Origin of the sequence: Hyphomicrobium sp. (genome assembly GCF_047600905.1) — a bacterium.
Lineage (GTDB): Bacteria > Pseudomonadota > Alphaproteobacteria > Rhizobiales > Hyphomicrobiaceae > Hyphomicrobium_B.
On record NZ_JASGKD010000001.1, the window covers coordinates 3,001,669 to 3,021,747 of the forward strand.

16 protein-coding genes are annotated in these 20,079 nt (G+C 60.0%); 8 read left to right on the forward strand and 8 right to left on the reverse strand.

Going from position 1 to position 20,079, the window contains the following annotated elements; genetic code table 11:
• Nucleotides 1-64 precede the first annotated feature (64 nt).
• The 3 genes from QM780_RS14400 to sucC all read right to left on the reverse strand — a co-directional run bounded on the left by QM780_RS14400 (nt 65) and on the right by sucC (nt 5,354).
• Nucleotides 65-3,028 carry a 2-oxoglutarate dehydrogenase E1 component gene (locus QM780_RS14400; RefSeq protein ID WP_415071137.1) on the reverse strand — a complete coding sequence of 988 codons (2,964 nt, stop codon included), beginning with the start codon at nt 3,026-3,028 and terminating at the stop codon, nt 65-67.
• A 116-nt stretch (nt 3,029-3,144) separates the two neighbouring features.
• Nucleotides 3,145-4,044, reverse strand: a complete 900-nt coding sequence (gene sucD / locus QM780_RS14405) for a succinate--CoA ligase subunit alpha (protein ID WP_415071138.1) — start codon at nt 4,042-4,044, stop codon at nt 3,145-3,147.
• A gap of 110 nt (nt 4,045-4,154) precedes the next feature.
• Nucleotides 4,155-5,354 (reverse strand): ADP-forming succinate--CoA ligase subunit beta, encoded by a 1,200-nt coding sequence (gene sucC, locus QM780_RS14410; protein WP_415071139.1) that lies wholly within the window; start codon nt 5,352-5,354, stop codon nt 4,155-4,157.
• Nucleotides 5,355-5,551: 197 nt separating this feature from the next.
• Here sucC and QM780_RS14415 point away from each other — a divergent pair, with 197 nt between their 5' ends.
• A complete protein-coding gene (locus QM780_RS14415) occupies nt 5,552-6,190 on the forward strand; it encodes a 2OG-Fe(II) oxygenase (protein WP_415071140.1) in 639 nt (212 codons plus the stop codon).
• 61 nt (nt 6,191-6,251) lie between these two features.
• Here QM780_RS14415 and mdh read toward each other — a convergent pair whose 3' ends face one another.
• Both mdh and zapE read right to left on the reverse strand, forming a co-directional pair.
• Nucleotides 6,252-7,223 (reverse strand): malate dehydrogenase, encoded by a 972-nt coding sequence (gene mdh, locus QM780_RS14420; protein ID WP_415071141.1) that lies wholly within the window; start codon nt 7,221-7,223, stop codon nt 6,252-6,254.
• Between the two features lie 180 nt (nt 7,224-7,403).
• A complete protein-coding gene (gene zapE / locus QM780_RS14425) occupies nt 7,404-8,507 on the reverse strand; it encodes a cell division protein ZapE (RefSeq protein WP_415072051.1) in 1,104 nt (367 codons plus the stop codon).
• A gap of 268 nt (nt 8,508-8,775) precedes the next feature.
• On the opposite strand from zapE, the gene QM780_RS14430 reads away from it, so the two are divergent.
• The gene (locus QM780_RS14430) at nt 8,776-9,372 is read left to right on the forward strand and encodes a GNAT family N-acetyltransferase (protein ID WP_415071142.1); all 597 of its coding nucleotides are present in this window, start codon (nt 8,776-8,778) and stop codon (nt 9,370-9,372) included.
• A gap of 678 nt (nt 9,373-10,050) precedes the next feature.
• Here QM780_RS14430 and QM780_RS14435 read toward each other — a convergent pair.
• Nucleotides 10,051-10,668, reverse strand: coding sequence for a hypothetical protein (locus QM780_RS14435; protein ID WP_415071143.1), 618 nt, complete (start codon nt 10,666-10,668; stop codon nt 10,051-10,053).
• A gap of 340 nt (nt 10,669-11,008) precedes the next feature.
• On the opposite strand from QM780_RS14435, the gene QM780_RS14440 reads away from it, so the two are divergent.
• Both QM780_RS14440 and ppk2 read left to right on the forward strand, forming a co-directional pair.
• The gene (locus tag QM780_RS14440) at nt 11,009-12,037 is read left to right on the forward strand and encodes an aldo/keto reductase (protein WP_415071144.1); all 1,029 of its coding nucleotides are present in this window, start codon (nt 11,009-11,011) and stop codon (nt 12,035-12,037) included.
• A gap of 125 nt (nt 12,038-12,162) precedes the next feature.
• Nucleotides 12,163-13,089, forward strand: coding sequence for a polyphosphate kinase 2 (gene ppk2, locus QM780_RS14445; protein WP_415071145.1), 927 nt, complete (start codon nt 12,163-12,165; stop codon nt 13,087-13,089).
• 53 nt (nt 13,090-13,142) lie between these two features.
• Here ppk2 and QM780_RS14450 read toward each other — a convergent pair whose 3' ends face one another.
• Both QM780_RS14450 and QM780_RS14455 read right to left on the reverse strand, forming a co-directional pair.
• Complete coding sequence (locus QM780_RS14450; RefSeq protein ID WP_415071146.1) at nt 13,143-14,075, reverse strand: hypothetical protein; 933 nt, start codon at nt 14,073-14,075, stop codon at nt 13,143-13,145.
• Nucleotides 14,076-14,186: 111 nt separating this feature from the next.
• Complete coding sequence (locus QM780_RS14455) at nt 14,187-14,897, reverse strand: YggS family pyridoxal phosphate-dependent enzyme (protein WP_415071147.1); 711 nt, start codon at nt 14,895-14,897, stop codon at nt 14,187-14,189.
• A gap of 104 nt (nt 14,898-15,001) precedes the next feature.
• Here QM780_RS14455 and QM780_RS14460 point away from each other — a divergent pair, with 104 nt between their 5' ends.
• From QM780_RS14460 to QM780_RS14475, 4 genes are all read left to right on the forward strand, one after another.
• A complete protein-coding gene (locus QM780_RS14460) occupies nt 15,002-15,406 on the forward strand; it encodes a GlcG/HbpS family heme-binding protein (protein ID WP_415071148.1) in 405 nt (134 codons plus the stop codon).
• A 185-nt stretch (nt 15,407-15,591) separates the two neighbouring features.
• The gene (locus tag QM780_RS14465; protein WP_415071149.1) at nt 15,592-16,710 is read left to right on the forward strand and encodes a Fic family protein; all 1,119 of its coding nucleotides are present in this window, start codon (nt 15,592-15,594) and stop codon (nt 16,708-16,710) included.
• A 154-nt stretch (nt 16,711-16,864) separates the two neighbouring features.
• Nucleotides 16,865-19,489: a leucine--tRNA ligase gene (gene leuS / locus QM780_RS14470; RefSeq protein WP_415071150.1), complete on the forward strand. Its 2,625-nt coding sequence runs from the start codon at nt 16,865-16,867 to the stop codon at nt 19,487-19,489.
• Entirely contained in the window at nt 19,476-20,048 is a 573-nt protein-coding gene (locus tag QM780_RS14475; protein WP_415071151.1) for a hypothetical protein, read from the forward strand. Before leuS ends, QM780_RS14475 begins: the two co-directional genes overlap by 14 nt.
• Nucleotides 20,049-20,079: the final 31 nt, after the last annotated feature.

Sequence of the window (20,079 nt, forward strand, 5' to 3'; positions counted from 1 at the left end):
CTCGGGCTTCTTGTTGCGACCGGCGGCTCTGCTTCGGGCGAGTCAGCCGCCGATCGTGAACGTGTCAAATTCCGAGGGCATCGGCGACGAGCGCCGTTTGCTCCTTGATGTGCTGCGAAAGCAAGCCGGTTGCGGTAGACGCCGACGCCGGCCGGCCAGCGTAGCGAGGACGGCGGTGAATATAGCCGAGATGGTTCAAAACCCACTCGATATTCGCGTCCATGAAGTACCAGGCGCCCATATTCTTCGGTTCTTCCTGACACCAGACGATCTCGGCGAACTTGAAGCGGCCGAGTTCGTTGATCAGCGCACGGGCCGCGAAGGGATAAAGCTGTTCGACGCGAAGGATGTATACGTCATCGAGGCCTTTAGCATCGCGGGCATCGAGTAGATCGTAATAGACTTTGCCGGTGCAGATGACGACGCGCTTGATCTCAGCATCGGGCTTCAGCTTGATCGAGGACGTGCCGCGCTCGGCATCATCCCACAGCAGACGATGGAAGCTGGTATTGGGGCCGAAATCCTCGATTTTCGAGACGACACGCTTGTGCCGAAGCAGCGACTTCGGCGTCATCAGGATCAGCGGCTTGCGGAAATTGCGATGCAGCTGGCGGCGGAGAATATGGAAATAGTTGGCCGGCGTCGAGCAGTTGGCGACCTGCCAGTTGTCTTCGGCCGAGAGCTGGAGGTAGCGCTCGAGACGGGCGGAGGAGTGCTCGGGGCCCTGGCCTTCGTAGCCGTGCGGCAGCAGGCAGACGAGGCCCGACATGCGCAGCCACTTGCGCTCGCCGGACGACAGGAACTGATCGAAGATCACCTGGGCGCCGTTGGCGAAATCGCCAAACTGCGCTTCCCACAACGTCAACGCATTCGGCTCGGCGAGCGAGTAGCCGTATTCGAAGCCCAGCACAGCTTCTTCCGACAGCATCGAGTTGACGATCTCGAAGCGCGCCTGATTGGGAGAGAGATGCTTCAGCGGCGAGAACCGGCGTTCGTTCTCCTGGTCGATAAAAACGGCGTGGCGCTGTGAAAATGTTCCACGCTCGCAATCCTGACCCGAGAGGCGGACACGGAAGCCTTCCATCAAGAGCGACGCAAACGCCATATGTTCGGCCATCGCCCAATCGATGCCCTGACCGGTGTCGATCATCTCGCGGCGGCGCTCGACCAGCTTGCCGACGGTCTTGTGGATGTGAAAGTCATTCGGGATCGTCGTGATGCGATGGCCGATGTCTTTCAGCTTTTCGATCGCGATGCCGGTGTTGCCGCGCCAGTCGTCGCTGTCGGGGCGCGTGATGCCCGACCAGCGACCGTCGAGCCAGTCGGCCTTGTTCGGCTTGTAGCCGTCGGAGAAGGTGAATTCCTTGTCGAGATTGGCGCGCACCGCTTCCTTCATCTCGGTGAATTCGGCGGCGGTGATGACGCCTTCGTTGATGAGGTCCTTCGAATAGATATCGACCACTGTCGGCAGCGACTTGATGCGGGTGTACATCGCCGGCTGCGTGAACATCGGCTCGTCGGTTTCGTTGTGACCGTGACGGCGATAGCAGAACATGTCGATGACGACGGGCTTCTGGAAGCGCTGACGGAATTCGGTCGCGATCTTGGCGACGTGGACGACGGCCTCGGGGCTATCGCCGTTGACGTGGAAGATCGGCGCTTCGATCATCAAGGCGACGTCGGAGCAATAAGGCGACGAGCGCGAGTGATGCGGCGCGGTGGTGAAGCCGATCTGGTTGTTGATGATGAAGTGGATCGAGCCGCCGGTGCGGTGGCCTCTGAGGCCCGACAGGCCGAAGCATTCGGCGACGACACCCTGACCGGCGAACGCCGCATCGCCATGGATCAACAGCGGCATGACGGCGGTGCGATCATTGCTCGGGCAATTGTGCTGGTCTTGCTTGGCGCGCACTTTGCCGAGCACTACGGGATCGACGATTTCGAGATGCGACGGGTTCGCCGTCAGCGACAGGTGGACGTTGTTGCCGTCGAACGAGCGATCGGACGAGGCGCCGAGGTGGTATTTCACGTCGCCCGAGCCTTCGACGTCGTCGGGCTTGAAGGAACCGCCCTTGAACTCCTTGAAGATCGCCCGCAGCGGCTTCGACATGACATTGGCGAGGACGTTGAGACGGCCACGGTGGGCCATGCCCATCGCAATTTCCTGCACGCCCAAATGACCGCCGCGCTTGATGATCTGCTCGAGCGCCGGAATGATCGATTCCGCGCCGTCGAGGCCGAAGCGCTTGGTGCCGGTGTATTTCAGATCGCAGAACTTCTCGAACGTTTCCGTTTCGATCAGCTTGTTGAGGATGGCCTTCTGCCCCTCCGGCGTAAACCGGATATCCTTTTCGACGCCTTCGATGCGTTCCTGGATCCAGCCCTTTTGCGTCGGATCGGTGATGTGGGTGAACTGCACGCCGATCTTGCGGCAGTAGGTGCGGCGCAGGATCGTCAGGATCTGGCGCATCGTAGCGGTTTCGAGGCCCATGACGCGATCGATGAAGATCGGACGATCGAGATCGGCTTCGGTGAAGCCGTAGGTCTCGGGCAGCAGTTCGCGATGGACGCGGCGGTCGGCGAGGCCGAGCGGGTCGAGATCGGCGGCCAAGTGGCCGATGACGCGATAGGCGCGGATCAACATCAGCGCGCGGATCGAATCCTGGGTGGCGCGCAGCGAAGCGGCCGGCGTCATCTCGAAGCCAGAGATGTGAGCGCGGCGCTCGATCTTGTCGCGGATCGTGCGTTCTGTATCGCCGTAGTCGCCGGTCAGGGCGCCGACGAGATCACGGTTGGCGCCGTTTTCGTTCAACAGCGAAGAGAGCGGGGGCGCCCACGCGGGGCCGCCGGAATTTGCAGTCGCGGAGGCGGAAGGCTCCTTGATGCTTTCGAAAAAGCGCCGCCACTCGTCGCTCACCGCGCCGGGGTTACGCTCGTATTCGGCCTGCATGTCTTCGATATAGGGGGCGTTTGCGGCGCTCAAAAAGGAAGTGCGCAGAAACGCTTCATTCTGGCCATTTCGTGCCATGACGTTCGTCCTTGTTCATTCGCCAGGAGCGTTGCCTCGATGCTCTCTACGACGCGGACAGCAACCGGACTGTTACTACACCGCCGGTTTTACGGTTCAGTGATTTTCGGCGCCTTTTAAGTGTTCAAGACTTCGACAAGAGTGCGACCGAGGGCGGCCGGGCTCGGCGCGATGGCAATGCCTGCAGCTTTCATGGCCGCGAGCTTGTCTTCGGCTTTGCCCTTGCCGCCGGAAATGATGGCGCCGGCGTGACCCATGCGGCGACCGGGAGGAGCAGTAACGCCGGCGATGAATCCCGCCATCGGCTTTTTGCGGCCCTTCTTCGCCTGCTGGACCAAAAAGTCAGCCGCATCCTCTTCGGCGGAGCCGCCGATTTCGCCGATCATGATGATCGACTGGGTTGCGTCGTCGGAGAGGAACATGTCGAGGACGTCGATGAATTCCGTGCCCTTAACGGGATCGCCGCCAATGCCGACAGCCGTCGTTTGTCCGAGACCAACGTCCGTCGTTTGCTTCACGGCCTCATATGTGAGGGTTCCGGAGCGCGATACAATGCCGACGGAGCCATTCTTGAAGATGTTTCCGGGCATGATCCCGATCTTGCACTGATCGGGCGTCAGAAGGCCCGGGCAGTTCGGTCCGACGAGGCGGGATTTGGAGCCGTCGAGGGCGCGCTTGACGCGGACCATGTCCATCACCGGGATGCCTTCGGTGATGCAGACGATCAGCGGCAGGCCGGCGTCGATGGCTTCGAGGATGGCGTCGGCTGCGAACGGCGGAGGAACGTAGATCGAGGTCGCGGTGGCGCCGGTCTTGGCGACGGCCTCGCCGACGCTGTCGAACAGAGGGACGTCGGAGAGTTCGGCGTCGGCGTGCTTGGTGCCGCCTTTGCCCGGGGTCACGCCGCCGACGATCTTGGTGCCGTAGGCGCGGGCCTGCTTGGTGTGAAATGTTCCTTGGCTACCGGTAATGCCCTGGCAAATGACCTTCGTATTCTTGTCGACAAGAATAGACATTCCATCCCCGCATCGTGATCGGCTTTTCTCAGGCGTACATGTCGCGCATTTTTTGCGGTGCAGCAAGCAGAACCCACTGCGCGACGCTTGAAATTGTTCTCGAACAGCCCCTAGGCGACGGCTTTGAGCTCATCGGTGATCTTTTTGGCGGCGTCGGCCAGATCATCGGCAGGAATGATCTTGAGGCCGGATTCCTTCAAAATTTTCTTGCCGAGTTCGACGTTCGTACCCTCCAGTCTGACGACGAGCGGAACCGTAATCGCCATTTCGCGCGCAGCAGCGACAACGCCTTCGGCGATGATATCGCAACGCATGATGCCGCCGAAAATGTTGACCAGGATGCCTTTGACCGAGGGGTCTTCGAGGATCAGCTTGAACGCCGCCTGGACCTTTTCCTTCGAGGCACCGCCGCCGACATCGAGGAAGTTCGCGGGCTCGGCGCCGTAGAGCTTGATGATGTCCATCGTCGCCATGGCGAGACCGGCGCCATTGACGAGGCAGCCGATATTGCCGTCGAGCTTGATGAAGGCGAGATCGTATTTCGAGGCTTCGATTTCGGCCGGGTCTTCTTCGGCAAGGTCGCGCATGGCGACGATGTCGGGATGGCGATAGAGCGCGTTGGAATTGAAATTCATCTTGCCGTCGAGGCAGATGAGCTTGCCGTCCTTGGTGATGACGAGAGGATTGATCTCGAGCAGGCTCATGTCCTTCTCGACGACCATCTTGAACAGGTTCTCCACGAGGTTTCCACAGGCTTTCACCTGATCGCCCTTGAGGCCCAGCGCGAACGCGACCTTGCGGCCGTGGAACGGCTGATAGCCGGTGGCGGGATCGATCGTCAGCGTGTGGATTTTTTCCGGCGTGTCGTGAGCGACGTCCTCGATGTTCATGCCGCCGGCCTGGCTGACGATGAACGCAACGCGGGAGGTGGCGCGATCGACGAGGGCGGAAAGATAAAGCTCGCGCTCGATGGCGGAGCCGTCTTCGACATAGAGCCGATTGACGACGCGGCCCGTGGGACCCGTCTGCACGGTGACGAGCGTTTTGCCGAGCATTTCCTCAGCGAACGTTTTGACTTCTTCTAAAGACTTGGCGAGGCGGACGCCGCCTTTGTCGCCGGCGGAGGCTTCCTTGAATTTGCCCTTGCCGCGGCCGCCTGCGTGAATCTGGGCTTTCACCACCCAAACCGGACCGGGCAGCTTTTTGGCGGCTTCGACCGCTTCTTCGACGGTGAAGGCGGGAAATCCGTTCGGCGTCGGGACACCATACTGACGGTAAAGCTCCTTCGCCTGGTATTCATGGATGTTCATAATCGAGCCCCGCTCCACAAAAGATTGTCATGACCTGCACTGGAACACATCGCGCCGCTTTTACGCCCTAATTTGCGGCGGTAAAGGTGGCCCTCTCGGGCAATTGTCGACGGGCGGGAAGTCCGCCTCTTGAGTTGACACTGGCGCCGCCGTAAATCGGTTTTCAATAGGGGTTCAGTCAACAACGGGGAATGTCCATGACTTTTGCCTGCATCAACATCGACGGCCTGAAGGCCGCGCGAACCGGCCGCGATCCCTTCAATTATCTCGTCGGCGAAAATTTCATTCAGACGCCTGCCGTCGCGCCGCTGAGATCGGATTTTCCCGACCTCAAGGAGCCGGGGTTCCTGACGGAAACGGATATCGGCGAGGGGATCCACGGCGCGTTCGCGAAGCTGCTCGATGATCTCAAAAGCCCGGAAGTTTCCAAGATCGTATCCGAGAAGCTCGACATCGATCTCGTCGGCAAGCCGAAGATGATCACCATCCGCAAGCTGTCGGCGGCGAAAGACGGTCGCATCCACACGGACGGCGAAGCCAAGATCGCGACCATGCTCACCTACCTGAACGACAAGTGGGACGGCACCGGCGCCGGCTGCCTGCGCGTTCTCAAAAACGATCACGACTTCGAGGATTATACCGAGCAGGTCAACCCGCTGACCGGCACGGTGTTCGCGTTCCGCCGCTCCGACTGGTCGTGGCACGGACATACGCCGTTCGTCGGCGAGCGCCGCGTCGTGCAGATGACCTGGCTCAGAAGCGAAGCCGACGTCGCCCGCAAGGAAAAGCGCGGCGCGTTCTCGCACGGCCTCAAGAAGATGTTCAAGTTCGGCTGAGACCGAGCTTTCGATCTTATCGAAGGAGTGGCGTGGCGGCATTGGTCGCGCCGCTCCTTTTTTATTTGGCGAGCGAAGGGCTGATGGACTTGCAGGCTTCGATGAGGCCCTGGACCGAAGCCACCGACTTCGCGAACATCGCCTTTTCGCTTTCGTCCATCGACAGCTCGATGACCTTCTCGACGCCGCCCGCGCCGATGATGACGGGCACGCCGACGTAGGTATCCTTTAGGCCATATTCGCCATTGAGATTGGCGGCGCACGGCAACATGCGCTTCTTATCTTTGAGGTAGCTTTCGGCCATCGCGATCGCAGAGGCCGCAGGGGCATAGAACGCCGAGCCGGTGCCGAGCAGAGCGACGATCTCGCCGCCGCCACCACGCGTGCGCTTGATCATGGCGTCGAGGCTGTCCTGCGTGAACATGCCGAGCTTGACGCAATCGGGCAGAGGCACGCCGCCGATCGTCGAATAGCGAACCATCGGCACCATGTCGTCGCCATGGCCGCCAAGCGTCATGGCACGGACGTCTTCAATGGAGACACCGGCGGCTTCGGCGAGGAAGCAGGAGAAACGGGCGCTATCGAGCACGCCAGCCATGCCGACGACCTTGTTGGCCGGAAGGCCGGTGAACTTCTGCAGGGCCCACACCATCGCGTCGAGCGGGTTGGTGATACAGATCACGAATGCGTTCGGCGCATGGGTTTTGATGGCGGCGCCGACCTGCTCCATCACTTTCAGATTGATGCCGATAAGGTCGTCGCGGCTCATACCGGGCTTGCGGGGGACGCCTGCCGTCACGATGCAGACATCGGCGCCGGAAATGGCTTCATAACCGTCGGTGCCGGCTCCTGAAAGCTTGGCATTGTAGCCCTCGACCGCCGCGGTTTGCGCCAAATCGAGCGCCTTGCCCTTCGCCACGCCGGGAAGCATGTCCGTCAGAACGATGTCGCCGAGTTCCTTCAGCCCGGCGAGGAGGGCCAGCGTTCCACCGATCTGTCCAGATCCGATCAGTGCGATTTTGGTGCGCGCCATGCTGGCTTCCCCCAATTCATTGATGATCCATACCGACTTGAACGGCGGCGGCGTTTGCTGCCTAATCAAAATCCTTCATGCGTCAAGCGCAAGCCGCAAGTTTCATCCGAAAGTTCGAGGCATGCGCATAAAACGTGCGATTTGCCGATGTCCGCTCCAGATCACGGACCGCTGCATTCGTTAATGGCGGCTGCGGCCGCCGGAATGTCCGGCGAGATAGGCTTCAGAGCGCATTTCGGTGAGGCGGGAGGCGGTCCGTTCAAAAAGATCGGCGCCATCGCCCTTCGGGTAGAGGCCCGACGGTTCGGCGGCCGCCGACGCGATCAGGCAAATGCGATTGTCATAAAGGGCATCGACCAAATTGATGAAGCGGCGGGCAACGTCGCGGCGGCCGGGCGTCAGCAGCGGAATGTCGTCGATCAGAACGGTGTGAAAGGCGTGCGCGATGTGCAGGTAATCGTTGGCACCGAGCGGCCGGTCGCAGAGTTCGGCGAAGCTGAAGCGGGCAACGCCCATCGAGGCCAACGGCACTTCGACTTTGCGGCCGAGCACTTCGATGCTCTGCGGTTTTCCCGGATGATTGCCGGTGAGCCGCTTCCAATGGCGGTCGAGCGCGGCCTTGGCGGAGGCATCGGCGGGATAGAAATAGAGCTGAAGGCCTGACAGCTTGTCGAGGCGGAAATCCTTCTTGGCGCCGAGTTCGATGACGTCGAGATGCTTCTCGATCAGCGCGATGAAGGGAAGGAAAAGCTGGCGATTGAGACCATTCTTATAAAGCTCAGCAGGCCTCGCATTCGAAGTGGTGACGATGACGGTGCCGGCCGCGAACAGCTTTTCGAACAAGCGGCCCAAGATCATGGCGTCGGCGATATCGGTGACGTGCATCTCGTCGAAACACAGGAGGCGCGCATCCTTGGCGATCTCAGCGGCGACGTGCGGGATCGGATCGCCGGGAACGTCATGCCGCGCCTTGGCGATGCGATCATGGACGTCGGCCATGAACTCGTGGAAGTGGGCGCGACGCTTCGGCTCGAATGAGGTTTCTTCGAAAAAAAGATCCATCAGCATGGTCTTGCCGCGACCAACGGAGCCCCAGATGTAAAGGCCCTTCGGCGGTTCTGTGGGCTTGGCGAAGAACTTGGAGAGCACGCCGTTTTTGGGGCGATAAGCGGCGAGTTTTGTTTCGAGCGCATCGAGCCGGGCGGCGACCTCGGCTTGGGCGGGGTCATGTTCGATCTCGTTCGATGCAAGCCGCCGCTGATATCCCTCGAGGATCGTCGCCATCATTCCCCCATCGCCTGACGCACCTCGGTAAGCGTGCGGATGCGGAAGACGCAACAGGGCACCATTGCGACGAATTGGGTTGTCTCCACCCTAGTGCGGGCGGCCCGCGAAAGCGCCGGTTTGCCGAGGGCGGCAGCGTTCCGTCGCCTGCAAATGCATTGCTGCCCTGCAGCATTTCCTATCGCATGGCACAAATAAATCGCCATTTTAGAGGTTAATCCAAGCGGTTAACGGCTGGCGGGCCGTTTCCCACCGAGGAGTGTTTACGATGTTGAAAGAGGCCCAGGGGGCGGACGCCGATCATATCGGCTTCATTCGCCGCCTGCTGACAAGTGAAACCTATCTGCTGCGCGATCATTTGCTGCGGCTCGATAGCGAGGCGAGGCATCGCCGCTTCGGCCACGATGTGTCGGATGATTTCATCAGCCGCTATGCCGCGCACGGCGCCGACTTCGGCAACGTGACGTTCGGCTATTTCGTCGACGGCGAAGTGCGTGCGGTTGCGGAACTGCGTCCCGATATCCTGATACATCGCAGCGGCGCCGAAGTGGCGTTTTCAGTTGAAAAACCGTTCGTAAATCGCGGGATCGCGACGCAATTGATGGGACGTGTTATCCGCACCGCGCGCAATCGCGGTCTGCGCCATCTCATTCTCGTGTGCCTGCCCGATAATGCAAAGATGCAGGCCATCGCCCGTCATTACGGTGCCGAACTCAAGATCGAGGACGGTTCTGTTATCGCCGACATCATTCCGCAGGATCCCGACTATCAATCCTGGTTTTCGGAGATGCTCGATGAGCGGATGACTTACTTTCAGTCGGCGCTCGATTTGCAAAAGCGCGTGCGCGGGTCGCCGCAATTGTGAGTTGCGAAGACGAATTCAAATCGATTCAAGGTACGGTTTTGATTCGCGAATTGCGCTTTCGAGCGGTCGATGCGCTGCGAAATTTGCGAATTGGAGTCTCAGCCCAAGACTCCCCAATGTCGGAAAATAAGAAAAATTGCGACTTTGCGGCCACAGTTGAGCGTTAATAACCGCCTTTTTGCCCGCAATATCAAACTTCTTCGTCTACAAACTTCTGGAAGTTGCTCATGTTTGCAGTGTTCGAGCTGATTCGAACTCCTAGAGGGAGATTAAAAACTATGGCTAAGGCAGTGAAGAAGACGGCAGCGAAGCGGAAGAAGCCGGTCGCTAAGAAAGTCGCCAAGAAGACGGTGAAGAAGGCCGTCAAGAAAGTGGCGAAGAAGAAGGCCGCCTAATTTCATTGGCGTTCTGAAGCTCTGGACTGGGCACTCAGGTTTCGAACGCAAATGCATATTGGCGAACGGGCGCTTTCATTGCGCCCCTTCCTTTTCCGAGAAATGGCCGGGCGACAGCGATAAGCGTCACCGGCCATATTCTTTGGCGGCGACACCCAATTCGACTGGCCAATTCGTCTGGCACGTCTCCGGCTGATCGGCCGGTTATTTGAATGCCCTTTTCAGAGATATGGCTGGATGGATATGGGCGGGCCGCGATCGACCCGCCCACGATTTGCCACCGTCAGCCGGCGCGGAACACGGCGCCCGCAACCGACATCGGCCGCTCGCGGACAGCATTGCCGTCATTGCCGGACTTGACGATCCAGCGACCATCGGCGGAACGGCCGGTGATCATGCCGACGTGATGCGGCCAGACGACCACGGCGCCGACTTGCGGACCGCTCGGACGCCCATAATGGCGCCAGTTGGCCGCGAGGTTATATTCCGGACCGCCGCCAAGCTGCGTGCGCATCCACCAGCCGCACCATGCGCGCGGACGGCCACCGACTCCACCGGCGGACGCGTAGCGGCGACCGCTGTAGTAGCGGCGCTGTGCGTAGTGACGCTGACTGTATTGGCGCTGACCGTACTGGCGATAAACGCGGCGGCCACTGTAGGCGTAGCTGCGGCGCTCGCCAGACCTGTAGGCGTATCGAGCCCCCGATCTGCGGTATGAGTACTGACGCTGGGCCACACGGCGTTGCGCGTAACGACGTGAGTAAGACCGATCGCCGGTCCAATGCGCGTGGCTGCGTTCGTAGCGTTTCCCGTTGTGGGACTTGTACTCACGCGCCCCCGCCGACGACATCCCGGCCAACCAGGCCAGAGCCATCGCCACTGCGATTAAACCCAATCGCATTTTTCACTCCTTCACTTGTCTTCACAAACGGGGCGCATCCACCGTCCCAATCGGGCGAAAACAAGAGAGGATTCGACGCGCGGCATATCGTCAGGGTGCCGCACAACTGACACGCGTAAACCGAATCACGTCGATTTATGAAAAAGTTAGATCAGATTGTTCGCGCTCTGATCGAATTTGACTCTACCGATGAGCGAAAAAATTGTGAAGTTTGCGTACGGAACAGGCCGAGATGTGATCGCTTTTTTTGCACTGCGATCACGCTTCGTACCCATCTGAGCTGCGGCGACAATCCGCAGTTACGCGCCATAAAATTGCACAATCAGCGAAAGGGTTTGCCATGGACTATCGACGGCTCGGCGCGTCGGGATTAACCGTCCCGGTTCTGAGTTTGGGTGCCGCGACGTTCGGCGGTTCGGGCGAATTCTTCGGCGCGTGGGGATCGAGCGATGTCGCGGAAGCGCGGCGCATGATCGATCTCTGTCTCGATGCCGGCGTCACGCTGTTCGATACCGCCGACGTTTATTCGAGAGGCAATTCCGAATCCGTGCTCGGCGAAGCTTTGAAAGGGCGGCGCGACAAGGCGCTGATCTCGACGAAAGCGACGTTCCGATTCAGCGACGAGCCGAACGATGTGGGTTCGTCGCGCTTTCACCTGCTCAAATCGTGCGACGAGCAGCTCAAACGTCTGCAGACAGATCATATCGATATTTTTCAGCTGCACGGCTTCGACGCCAAGACGCCGCCGGAGGAAGTGTTATCGACGCTCGACCAGCTCGTGCGCGCCGGCAAGATCCGCTACGTCGGGGTTTCGAATTTCTCGGGCTGGCATTTGATGAAGTCGCTGGCGGTCGCGGATCGTTACGGATATCCGCGCTACGTTGCGAACCAGACTTATTATTCGCTGATCGGCCGCGACTACGAATGGGAGCTGATGCCGCTGGGACTCGATCAAGGTCTCGGCGCGCTGGTCTGGAGCCCACTCGGCTGGGGCCGGCTCACCGGCAAGATCCGGCGCGGCCAACCGCTGCCCGAGGTCAGCCGGCTGCACAAGACCGCCGACATGGGGCCGCCGGTTTCTGACGACTATGTCTATGCGGTCGTCGATGCGCTGGACGAGGTCGCGAAGGAAACCGGAAAAACCATTCCGCAGATCGCGCTCAATTGGCTGCTGCACCGGCCGACGGTTTCGAGCGTCATCATCGGCGCGCGTAACGAGAAGCAATTAAAGGACAATCTCGGCGCCGTCGGCTGGAACCTGACAGCGGAACAGATCGCCAAACTCGATGCTGCGAGCGATAAGCCAAAGGCTTATCCTTATTGGCATCAGGAGGCGGTGTTCACCGAACGGAACCCGCCGCCAGTTTGATCCGCTCGCAGCGGGCGGCGATTCAACAAGCGTGATCAACGTCACGCTTGTCACAGCGCTGTCATATGGCTCGCGTGTCTATCGGCGCGAAGGTTGGAAGCTGGGACGAAAGAGGTTTGTGCGCGATGACGGACGAGCAGGACAAGAACGACCGCGCGATGGCAGCGCGTGTCGAGGCCGAAATCGCCGACAGCTTCGATGAAGAGCTCGAAATGGAGCTCGACGATAACCGGCTCGAACGCCTTCTCGACGGCGAGGACCACGACCGCGAAGCCGGCCTTCTCGACCGGCAGTTCTATTTCAAAGAACTTTTCCGGCTGCAGCACGAGCTGATCAAGCTGCAGGACTGGGTCGTCAACACGAAAGCGAAAGTCGTCGTGCTGTTCGAGGGCCGCGACGCGGCGGGCAAGGGCGGCGTGATCAAGCGGATCACGCAGCGGCTCAATCCGCGTGTCGTGCGCGTCGTGGCGCTGTCGGCGCCGAGCGAGCGCGAGCGTTCGCAGTGGTATTTCCAGCGCTACGTTCCGCACCTGCCCGCTGGCGGCGAGGTCGTGCTGTTCGACCGCTCCTGGTACAATCGCGCCGGCGTCGAGCGCGTGATGGGCTTCTGCACCGATTCAGATGTCGAAGAGTTTTTCCGGACGGTGCCGGAATTCGAGAAGATGCTGGTTCGCTCCGGAATTACGTTGATCAAGTACTGGTTCTCGATCTCGGATGACGAGCAGCATCTGCGCTTCCAGATGCGCATTCACGATCCGATCAAGCAGTGGAAGCTGTCGCCGATGGACCTTGAATCGCGGCGGCGGTGGGAAGATTACACCAAAGCTAAGGAAGCGATGCTCGAGCACACGCATATTCCGGAAGCGCCGTGGTGGGTTGTCCATGCCGACGACAAGAAGCGGGCGCGGCTCAACTGCATCCATCACCTTTTAGGCCAGATCCCTTATCAGGAAGTGCCGCGAGCGCCCGTCATTCTGCCTGGGCGCGTGCACAATCCCGACTATCACCGGATGCCCGTTCCCGACGATATGTACGTTCCGGCGATTTATTGAGACCCCACCCCCGACCCCTCCCCGCAAGGGGGAGGGGAAATCGGGGGAAGGCGTCAGCGGATGCGGCGCGGGTTCATGTAGAGATCGGCTTCCTGGCGCTGAATGTCGGGTTTCAGGCGGCCGTCGTGGATGTCGCGGGCGATGTTCTTCACGTGCCGGCGCGCCTGAGCGTTGAACGACACCATGCCGGTGAAGAGCTTCATCACCTGCAACAGTCGCGGCTCGACGTGATCGCCGCGCAGCCGGCAGCGCCAGCGGCCACCGATCGTCAGGATGGCGCCGTCGATGTAGCCGACATGCTCACCATGCTGATCGATCAGCGTGTAGTCGCCGCCAAGATTTATGAGAGCGCGGCGGAAGCGATAAAATCTCGGCACGCCGTCGTCCATCAGGAAGAACGAAAAGTTTTCCGGCAGCAGCGGCCACTTGTGCGCCGAGCGCTCGAGATAGACGAGGTAATCGTCCTCACTGGTGTTGATCGAATAGGTGGTGACGGGAAGGTGGCCGGCGGCAAGCGTCTGCTGGATGGAGCGGCCGAGCATCATGTCCATGCTCGCCTTCCAGTTCAGGTTTTCAGTGAAAAGCTTCATCACCAGGCGCTTGTCCATGCCCTTGGCGTCTTTCCAAAGCTCCTTGCGATAGCCGAGGACGCCGGTGCGCTCGCCGTTCTCGGTGATCTCGGCGAAGATATCCATGTCGCTGGTGAACTGGCGCGACTTGCCGCGGTTGCGCTCACGCTTCCATGGGCCGAATTCGATTGAGTTGAAGGGCGTCAGCCAGACGTCGACGTTGAAGTCGTGCCAAGCTTTCTTGGCGTCTTTCGCCGCGCCTTTGCCGACCTGTTCGAGCTTGGAGACTGCGGCCTTGGGCGCGTCTTCCTTTTTTGCCTGCTCGATCGCCTCCGAGCGCGCGACGGTGGCGGCTTCGGCGGCAGCGGCCTTGGCTTCGGCCTCGACGTTGTCTTTCTTCCAGGCATTGGCAGTCATTGGACATTCCTCGCGCGCGGCAATGAACACGTCTCAGCGAATCAGCTGAAACCGTAGCACTGCGCGCGTCCGCGACTGTGGTGAGACGAAAATTTGCGGTGGGAAAACGATTTACCTGGTGCCGAAGATGGCCGAGCCGACACGGACATAGGTCGCGCCGAAGGCAATGGCGGTTTCGAAGTCGCTGCTCATGCCCATGCTTAGGCCGGTCAGCCTAAGCTCGCGGGCAAGTTTCGCCAGAAATGCGAAATGGACAGCGGGCTCCTCATCGACCGGCGGGATGCACATCAGTCCCGCGATCGGCAGTTTCAATTCATCGCGGCAGAGCGCGACGAAGGCTGAGGCCTCGCGCGGCAGGACGCCTGCCTTCTGCGGTTCTTCACCGGTGTTGACTTGTACAAACAGTTCGAGCGCACGGCCTTGCTTCACCATTTCGGCGGCGACGGCGCGGGCGATCTTCTCACGGTCGATGGTGTGGATCGCGTCGAAGAAGGCGACGGCTTCCTTCGCCTTGTTGGATTGCAGCGGCCCAATGAGATGCAATTTGAGATCCGGCGTCTCGGCGCGGAGCGGCGGCCATTTCCTTTCGGCTTCCTGGACGCGGTTCTCGCCAAAGACGCGCTGCCCCGCCGCAATCACCGGACGGATGGCATCTGCGTCGAAAGTCTTAGAGACGGCAATGAGTTCGACGCTGTCCGATTGGCGTCCGGCAGCTTTCGCCGCGGCAACTATTTCGTCTTTTACGCGCTTTAGTCTATCAACTGCGCTTTCGTGATAACCGTCGCTCGTCAAATTGTCCTCGTTGGGCTGTCGGCCCTGCATAAACGTTCCGGCACGCAGTGAACAAGTGTCGCAATTTTGTGCTGATCACGACGCACTACATAACGCTCCCGACTATCCCCCCCCCTCGCAAAGGAAATACCGTCATGCTGAAACTTGCCGACGCTCGTCGCATCATCGACGCTGCAGAAAAGAAGGCCAAGGAAATCGGCCAGCCGATGAATATCGCCGTGGTTGACGAGGGCGCGAACCTGATCTCGCACATCCGTATGGACAATGCCTGGATCGGCTCGATCGACATCTCGATCAACAAGGCGTTCACGGCGCGCGCGTTCAACATCTCGACGAAAGAGCTTGCCGAGAACAGCCAACCCGGCGACCAGTTCTTCGGCATTCATGCTTCCAACCACGACCGCGTGATGATTTTTGCCGGCGGCATTCCGCTGAAGGATTCCAAAGGCACCGTCATCGGTGCCATCGGCGTGTCGGGCGGCAGCGGCGTGCAGGACCAGACCGTCGCGGAAGCCGGCGCCAGCGCGCATACGTGCTGATGGCCGGTAACTTGCACTAAATTTAAATTTTTTAGTGCATGTATTGGAAGACCTGTTCTTGAGCGGTGCATGTTTGAATAACGTGCATCGCTATTTTATTTTTTAGTGCATATTCATATCGACATGCGCCGAACAAGTGCATAAAACCTCTTACATGCACTAATTTTTGATAAAATAGGGCATTTATGGCGACCAAGTTTGATCCGAAAGTCCCTTTTAATGCCCTCCCTTTGCTTCCCCCGGCTGAGGACGTCGAGACAAAAGCCGTCCTCAAGGCATGCATCGAGGCGACGCGTCAGCTTGAAGGACTACGCCAAGCGGCAAAGCGCATTCCCAACCAAGACGTGCTGATCAATAGCATTCCGCTACGCGAGGCCAAGGACAGCTCGGCCATCGAAAATATCGTCACGACCAACGACAAGCTCTTCCGATTCGCGAGCGCCGACGACGAGCACGCGGATCCCGCGACACGCGAGGTTCTTCGCTACAGAACGGCGCTTCGCAACGGATTCAACAACCTCACGGTCCGGCCCTTGACCGTGCAGACGGCCCTTACGCTCTGCCGCACGATCAAGGGCTATGATCTCGATGTGCGCGCCGTTCCCGGCACGACGCTTAGGAACCATGCGACGGGGGAGGTCATCTATACGCCACCTGAAGGCGCTGCCGTCATCAACGAAAAACTCAGCAACTGGGAGGCGTATTTGCATGAAGACAATGGCATCGATCCGATCATCCGCATGGCCATTGGACACTACCAATTCGAGGCTATTCATCCATTTCCAGACGGAAATGGCCGCACCGGGCGTGCACTGAACATCCTCTATCTGATCGAGCAAAAACGGCTTGACCTGCCGATCCTTTATTTGAGCCGGTACATCAATGCCAACCGTGAGAGCTACTATCGCCTGCTGACGGGCGTCACGGTCAAAGGCGACTGGGAACCCTGGATTCTGTTCATGCTTGATGCCGTCCAGCACACCGCACGTTGGACAACGGAGAAAATCGAAGCCATCCAAACTTTGATGGACGACACCGTGCGCCATGTGAAGGCGCACCTTCCGCGAATTTACAGTCGTGAGCTTGTTGAGCTTCTTTTCACGCAACCCTACTGCCGCACCGGCGACGTGGTCGGAAGCGGCATCGCCAGCCGGAACATTGCGGCGAAGTATCTGAAGGAACTTGCGGCCGCAGATGTGCTTCTATCGCGCAAAGAAGGACGTGAGGTGCTTTATCTGAATACGCGGTTCCTCGACCTGCTGAAAAGCAACGAGCAAGTATTTCGACCTTACTCAGCCGCGTGACGGCAATTCCGGCACATCCAGCGGCATAAAACACCTGGCGGCAGAACCGCGCGACGACCTAACCATTCGTCCGAATCCGTAAGTCCCTTGACCGTTTTTATCATTCGGGGTCTTTACGGCGTTCCGGCAAGCATTTGAATGAGATCCAGGCCCCATGGCCAACGAACGCTACAACGCGCCCGAGCGTGAAAAACACTGGCAGTCGATCTGGGAAGAGGCGGACATTTTCCGCGCCTCGGAGGATCAGAAAAAGCCCAAATCCTACGTGCTGGAGATGTTTCCCTATCCGTCGGGCCGCATCCACATGGGGCACGTGCGCAACTACGCGATGGGCGACGTGGTGGCGCGCTACAAGCGGGCGAAGGGCTTCAACGTGCTGCATCCGATGGGCTGGGATGCGTTCGGCATGCCGGCGGAAAACGCAGCGATGGAGCGCAAGGTTCACCCCGGCGCTTGGACCTACGCCAACATCGACACGATGCGCGGGCAGCTCAAGTCGATGGGGCTGTCGCTCGACTGGTCGCGCGAGATCGCGACATGCTCGCCGAACTATTATCGTCACCAGCAGAAGCTGTTTCTCGACCTTCTGAAGAAGGGTCTCGCCTATCGCAAATCGTCGAAAGTGAATTGGGACCCGGTCGATCACACGGTGCTTGCCAACGAACAGGTGATCGACGGGCGCGGCTGGCGCTCGGGCGCGCTCGTGGAACAACGCGAGCTGACGCAGTGGTTCTTCAAGATCACCGATTATGCCGAAGAGTTGCTGTCGGATCTCGATACGCTCGACAAGTGGCCGGAGAAAGTGCGCCTGATGCAGGCCAACTGGATCGGCCGCTCGGAAGGTTTGCTGGTCCGCTGGGCGCTCAACAAGACGACGGCGCCGAAGGGCTTCAGCGAGCTCGAAGTTTATACGACACGGCCCGATACGCTGTTCGGCGCTTCGTTCCTGGCGGTCGCGGCCGATCATCCGCTGGCGAAGGCGGCAGCCGAAAAGAACCCGGAACTTGCAGCATTCTGCGACGACGTCCGGCGCATGGGCACGTCCGTCGCCGAGATCGAGGCAGCGGAAAAGCGCGGTTTCGATACCGGCATTCGCGCCGTGCATCCCTTCGACGACAGCTGGCAATTGCCGGTTTACGTCGCGAATTTCATCCTGATGGATTACGGCACCGGCGCGATTTTCGGATGCCCGTCGGGCGATCAGCGCGACATGGATTTCGCGCGGCGCTACGATCTGCCGGTGGTGCCGGTCATCCTGCCGCCGGGCGAAAACGCAGAGACATTCGAGCTGACGGACAAGGCCTATACCGAAGACGGCACGATGATCAATTCGCGCTTTCTCGATGGGCTTTCGACGACGGCGGCGTTCGAGGACACCGCCAAACGGCTCGAAAAGCAGAAGCTCGGCTCGAAGCCGCAGGGCGCGCGCAAGGTCAACTATCGCTTACGCGACTGGGGTATTTCGCGGCAACGCTACTGGGGCTGCCCGATCCCCATCATCCATTGCAAGACGCACGGTGTCGTGCCGGTGCCGGAAAAAGATCTGCCGATCGAGCTGCCGGAGGATGCGACCTTCGACAAGCCCGGCAATCCGCTCGACCGGCATCCGACGTGGAAGCACACGACCTGCCCGATCTGCGGCGAGCCGGCTCTGCGTGAAACCGACACGATGGATACGTTCGTCGACTCGTCGTGGTACTTCGTGCGCTTCACCGCTCCTGACGCACCGACGCCGGTCGACAAAAAAGCCGCGCAATATTGGCTGCCGGTCGATCAGTATATCGGCGGCATTGAGCACGCGATTTTGCATCTGCTCTATTCGCGCTTCTTCGTGCGGGCGATGTGCGACACCGGCCATCTGACGTTCGCGACGAATACGCGCGAACCGTTCGCGGCGTTGTTCACGCAGGGCATGGTCACGCACGAGACCTACAAGTCGCAGGATGGTCTTTGGCTGCTGCCGAGCGATGTGCGGGTCGAAGGCGAGGGCGCCGGGCGGCATGCGACCGAACTCGCGACCGGCAAACCGGCCGCGATCGGCTCCATCGAAAAGATGTCGAAGTCGAAGAAAAATCTTGTCGATCCCGACGACATCATCGCCCACTACGGCGCCGACTGCGCGCGCTGGTTTATGCTCTCCGACAGCCCTCCCGAGCGTGACGTGATCTGGACGGAAGCTGGCGTCGCCGGCGCCGGACGCTTCATCCAGCGGGTGTGGCGAATCGTCGATGAGGTTGCAGAGGCCTATCCCGACGAGAAGGGGCCGAAGCCCAGCTCCTTTGGTGCGGACGCGCTGGACGTCCGGAAGGCGGCGCACCGGGCGCTCGACGGCGTCGGCAAGGCGATCGAAGCCCTACGTTTCAACGTCGCGGTCGCCAACGTGCACGAGTTTTCCAATGTTCTCCAAAGCGCTCTATCGAAGCGAAATGCCGAGACCGCCTGGGCAATCCGGGAAGCCGCGGAGCTGCTGGTGGTGATGATCGGCCCGATGATGCCGCATTTGGCTGAAGAATGCTGGGCGCGGCTCGGATACAACACGCTGGTCGCGAACGAACCGTGGCCCGCGCCGGAGGCCGAGCTACTCGTTGACGATCAAGTGACCATTGCCGTACAGGTTAATGGTAAGCGACGGGACGAACTCGTGATTTCACGTCATGCGAAGTCCGAGGAAGTTGAGGCGGCGGCGTTGAAACTCGATGCGGTGATGCGTGCACTGGATGGACGCGCGCCGAAGAAGGTGATCGTCGTTCCGCAGAGGATCGTGAATGTCGTTGGCTGAGGGGCGGTTTGGACTGGGGGGCACGTACGGCCTTAGGGCTGTGCGCGGCTTGCTTTTGGCGTCCTCCGTTCTCGGACTTTCGGCTCTCGGCGGCTGCGGCGGCACCGGCTTTCATCCGCTTTATGGTTCGGCGCTGATCAACGGCTCGGCCATCAACGAACGCTTGGCGGCAGTTGACGTCGCGCCCATCCCAGGCCGCGTCGGCCAGCGGATCCGCAACGAGCTGATCTTCCAGACGACGGGCGGCGGCTCTCCGGCACCTCCGAAGTACCGCCTCGATATCGCCATTCGTGAATCGGTGACATCGATGCTCGTCGCAGTCGACGGCAATGCCGGCAACCAGATCTACGGCGTCGATGCGTCGTACAATCTCGTGCGCCTGTCGGACAAAAAGGTCGTGGCGTCGGGCACCAGCTACGGCCGCGCCTCGTTCGACCGCGTGTCGTCGATCTTCGCCAACGTCGAAGCTCGCCAGGACGCGGAAAATCGCGCCGCTCAAACGGTTGGCGAGGAGCTTCGCACGCGGCTGCTCGCCGTTCTCGCCAGCAACCAAGCCTAGATTGAGCCTCTAGCTCTTACTTTTGGGCCCC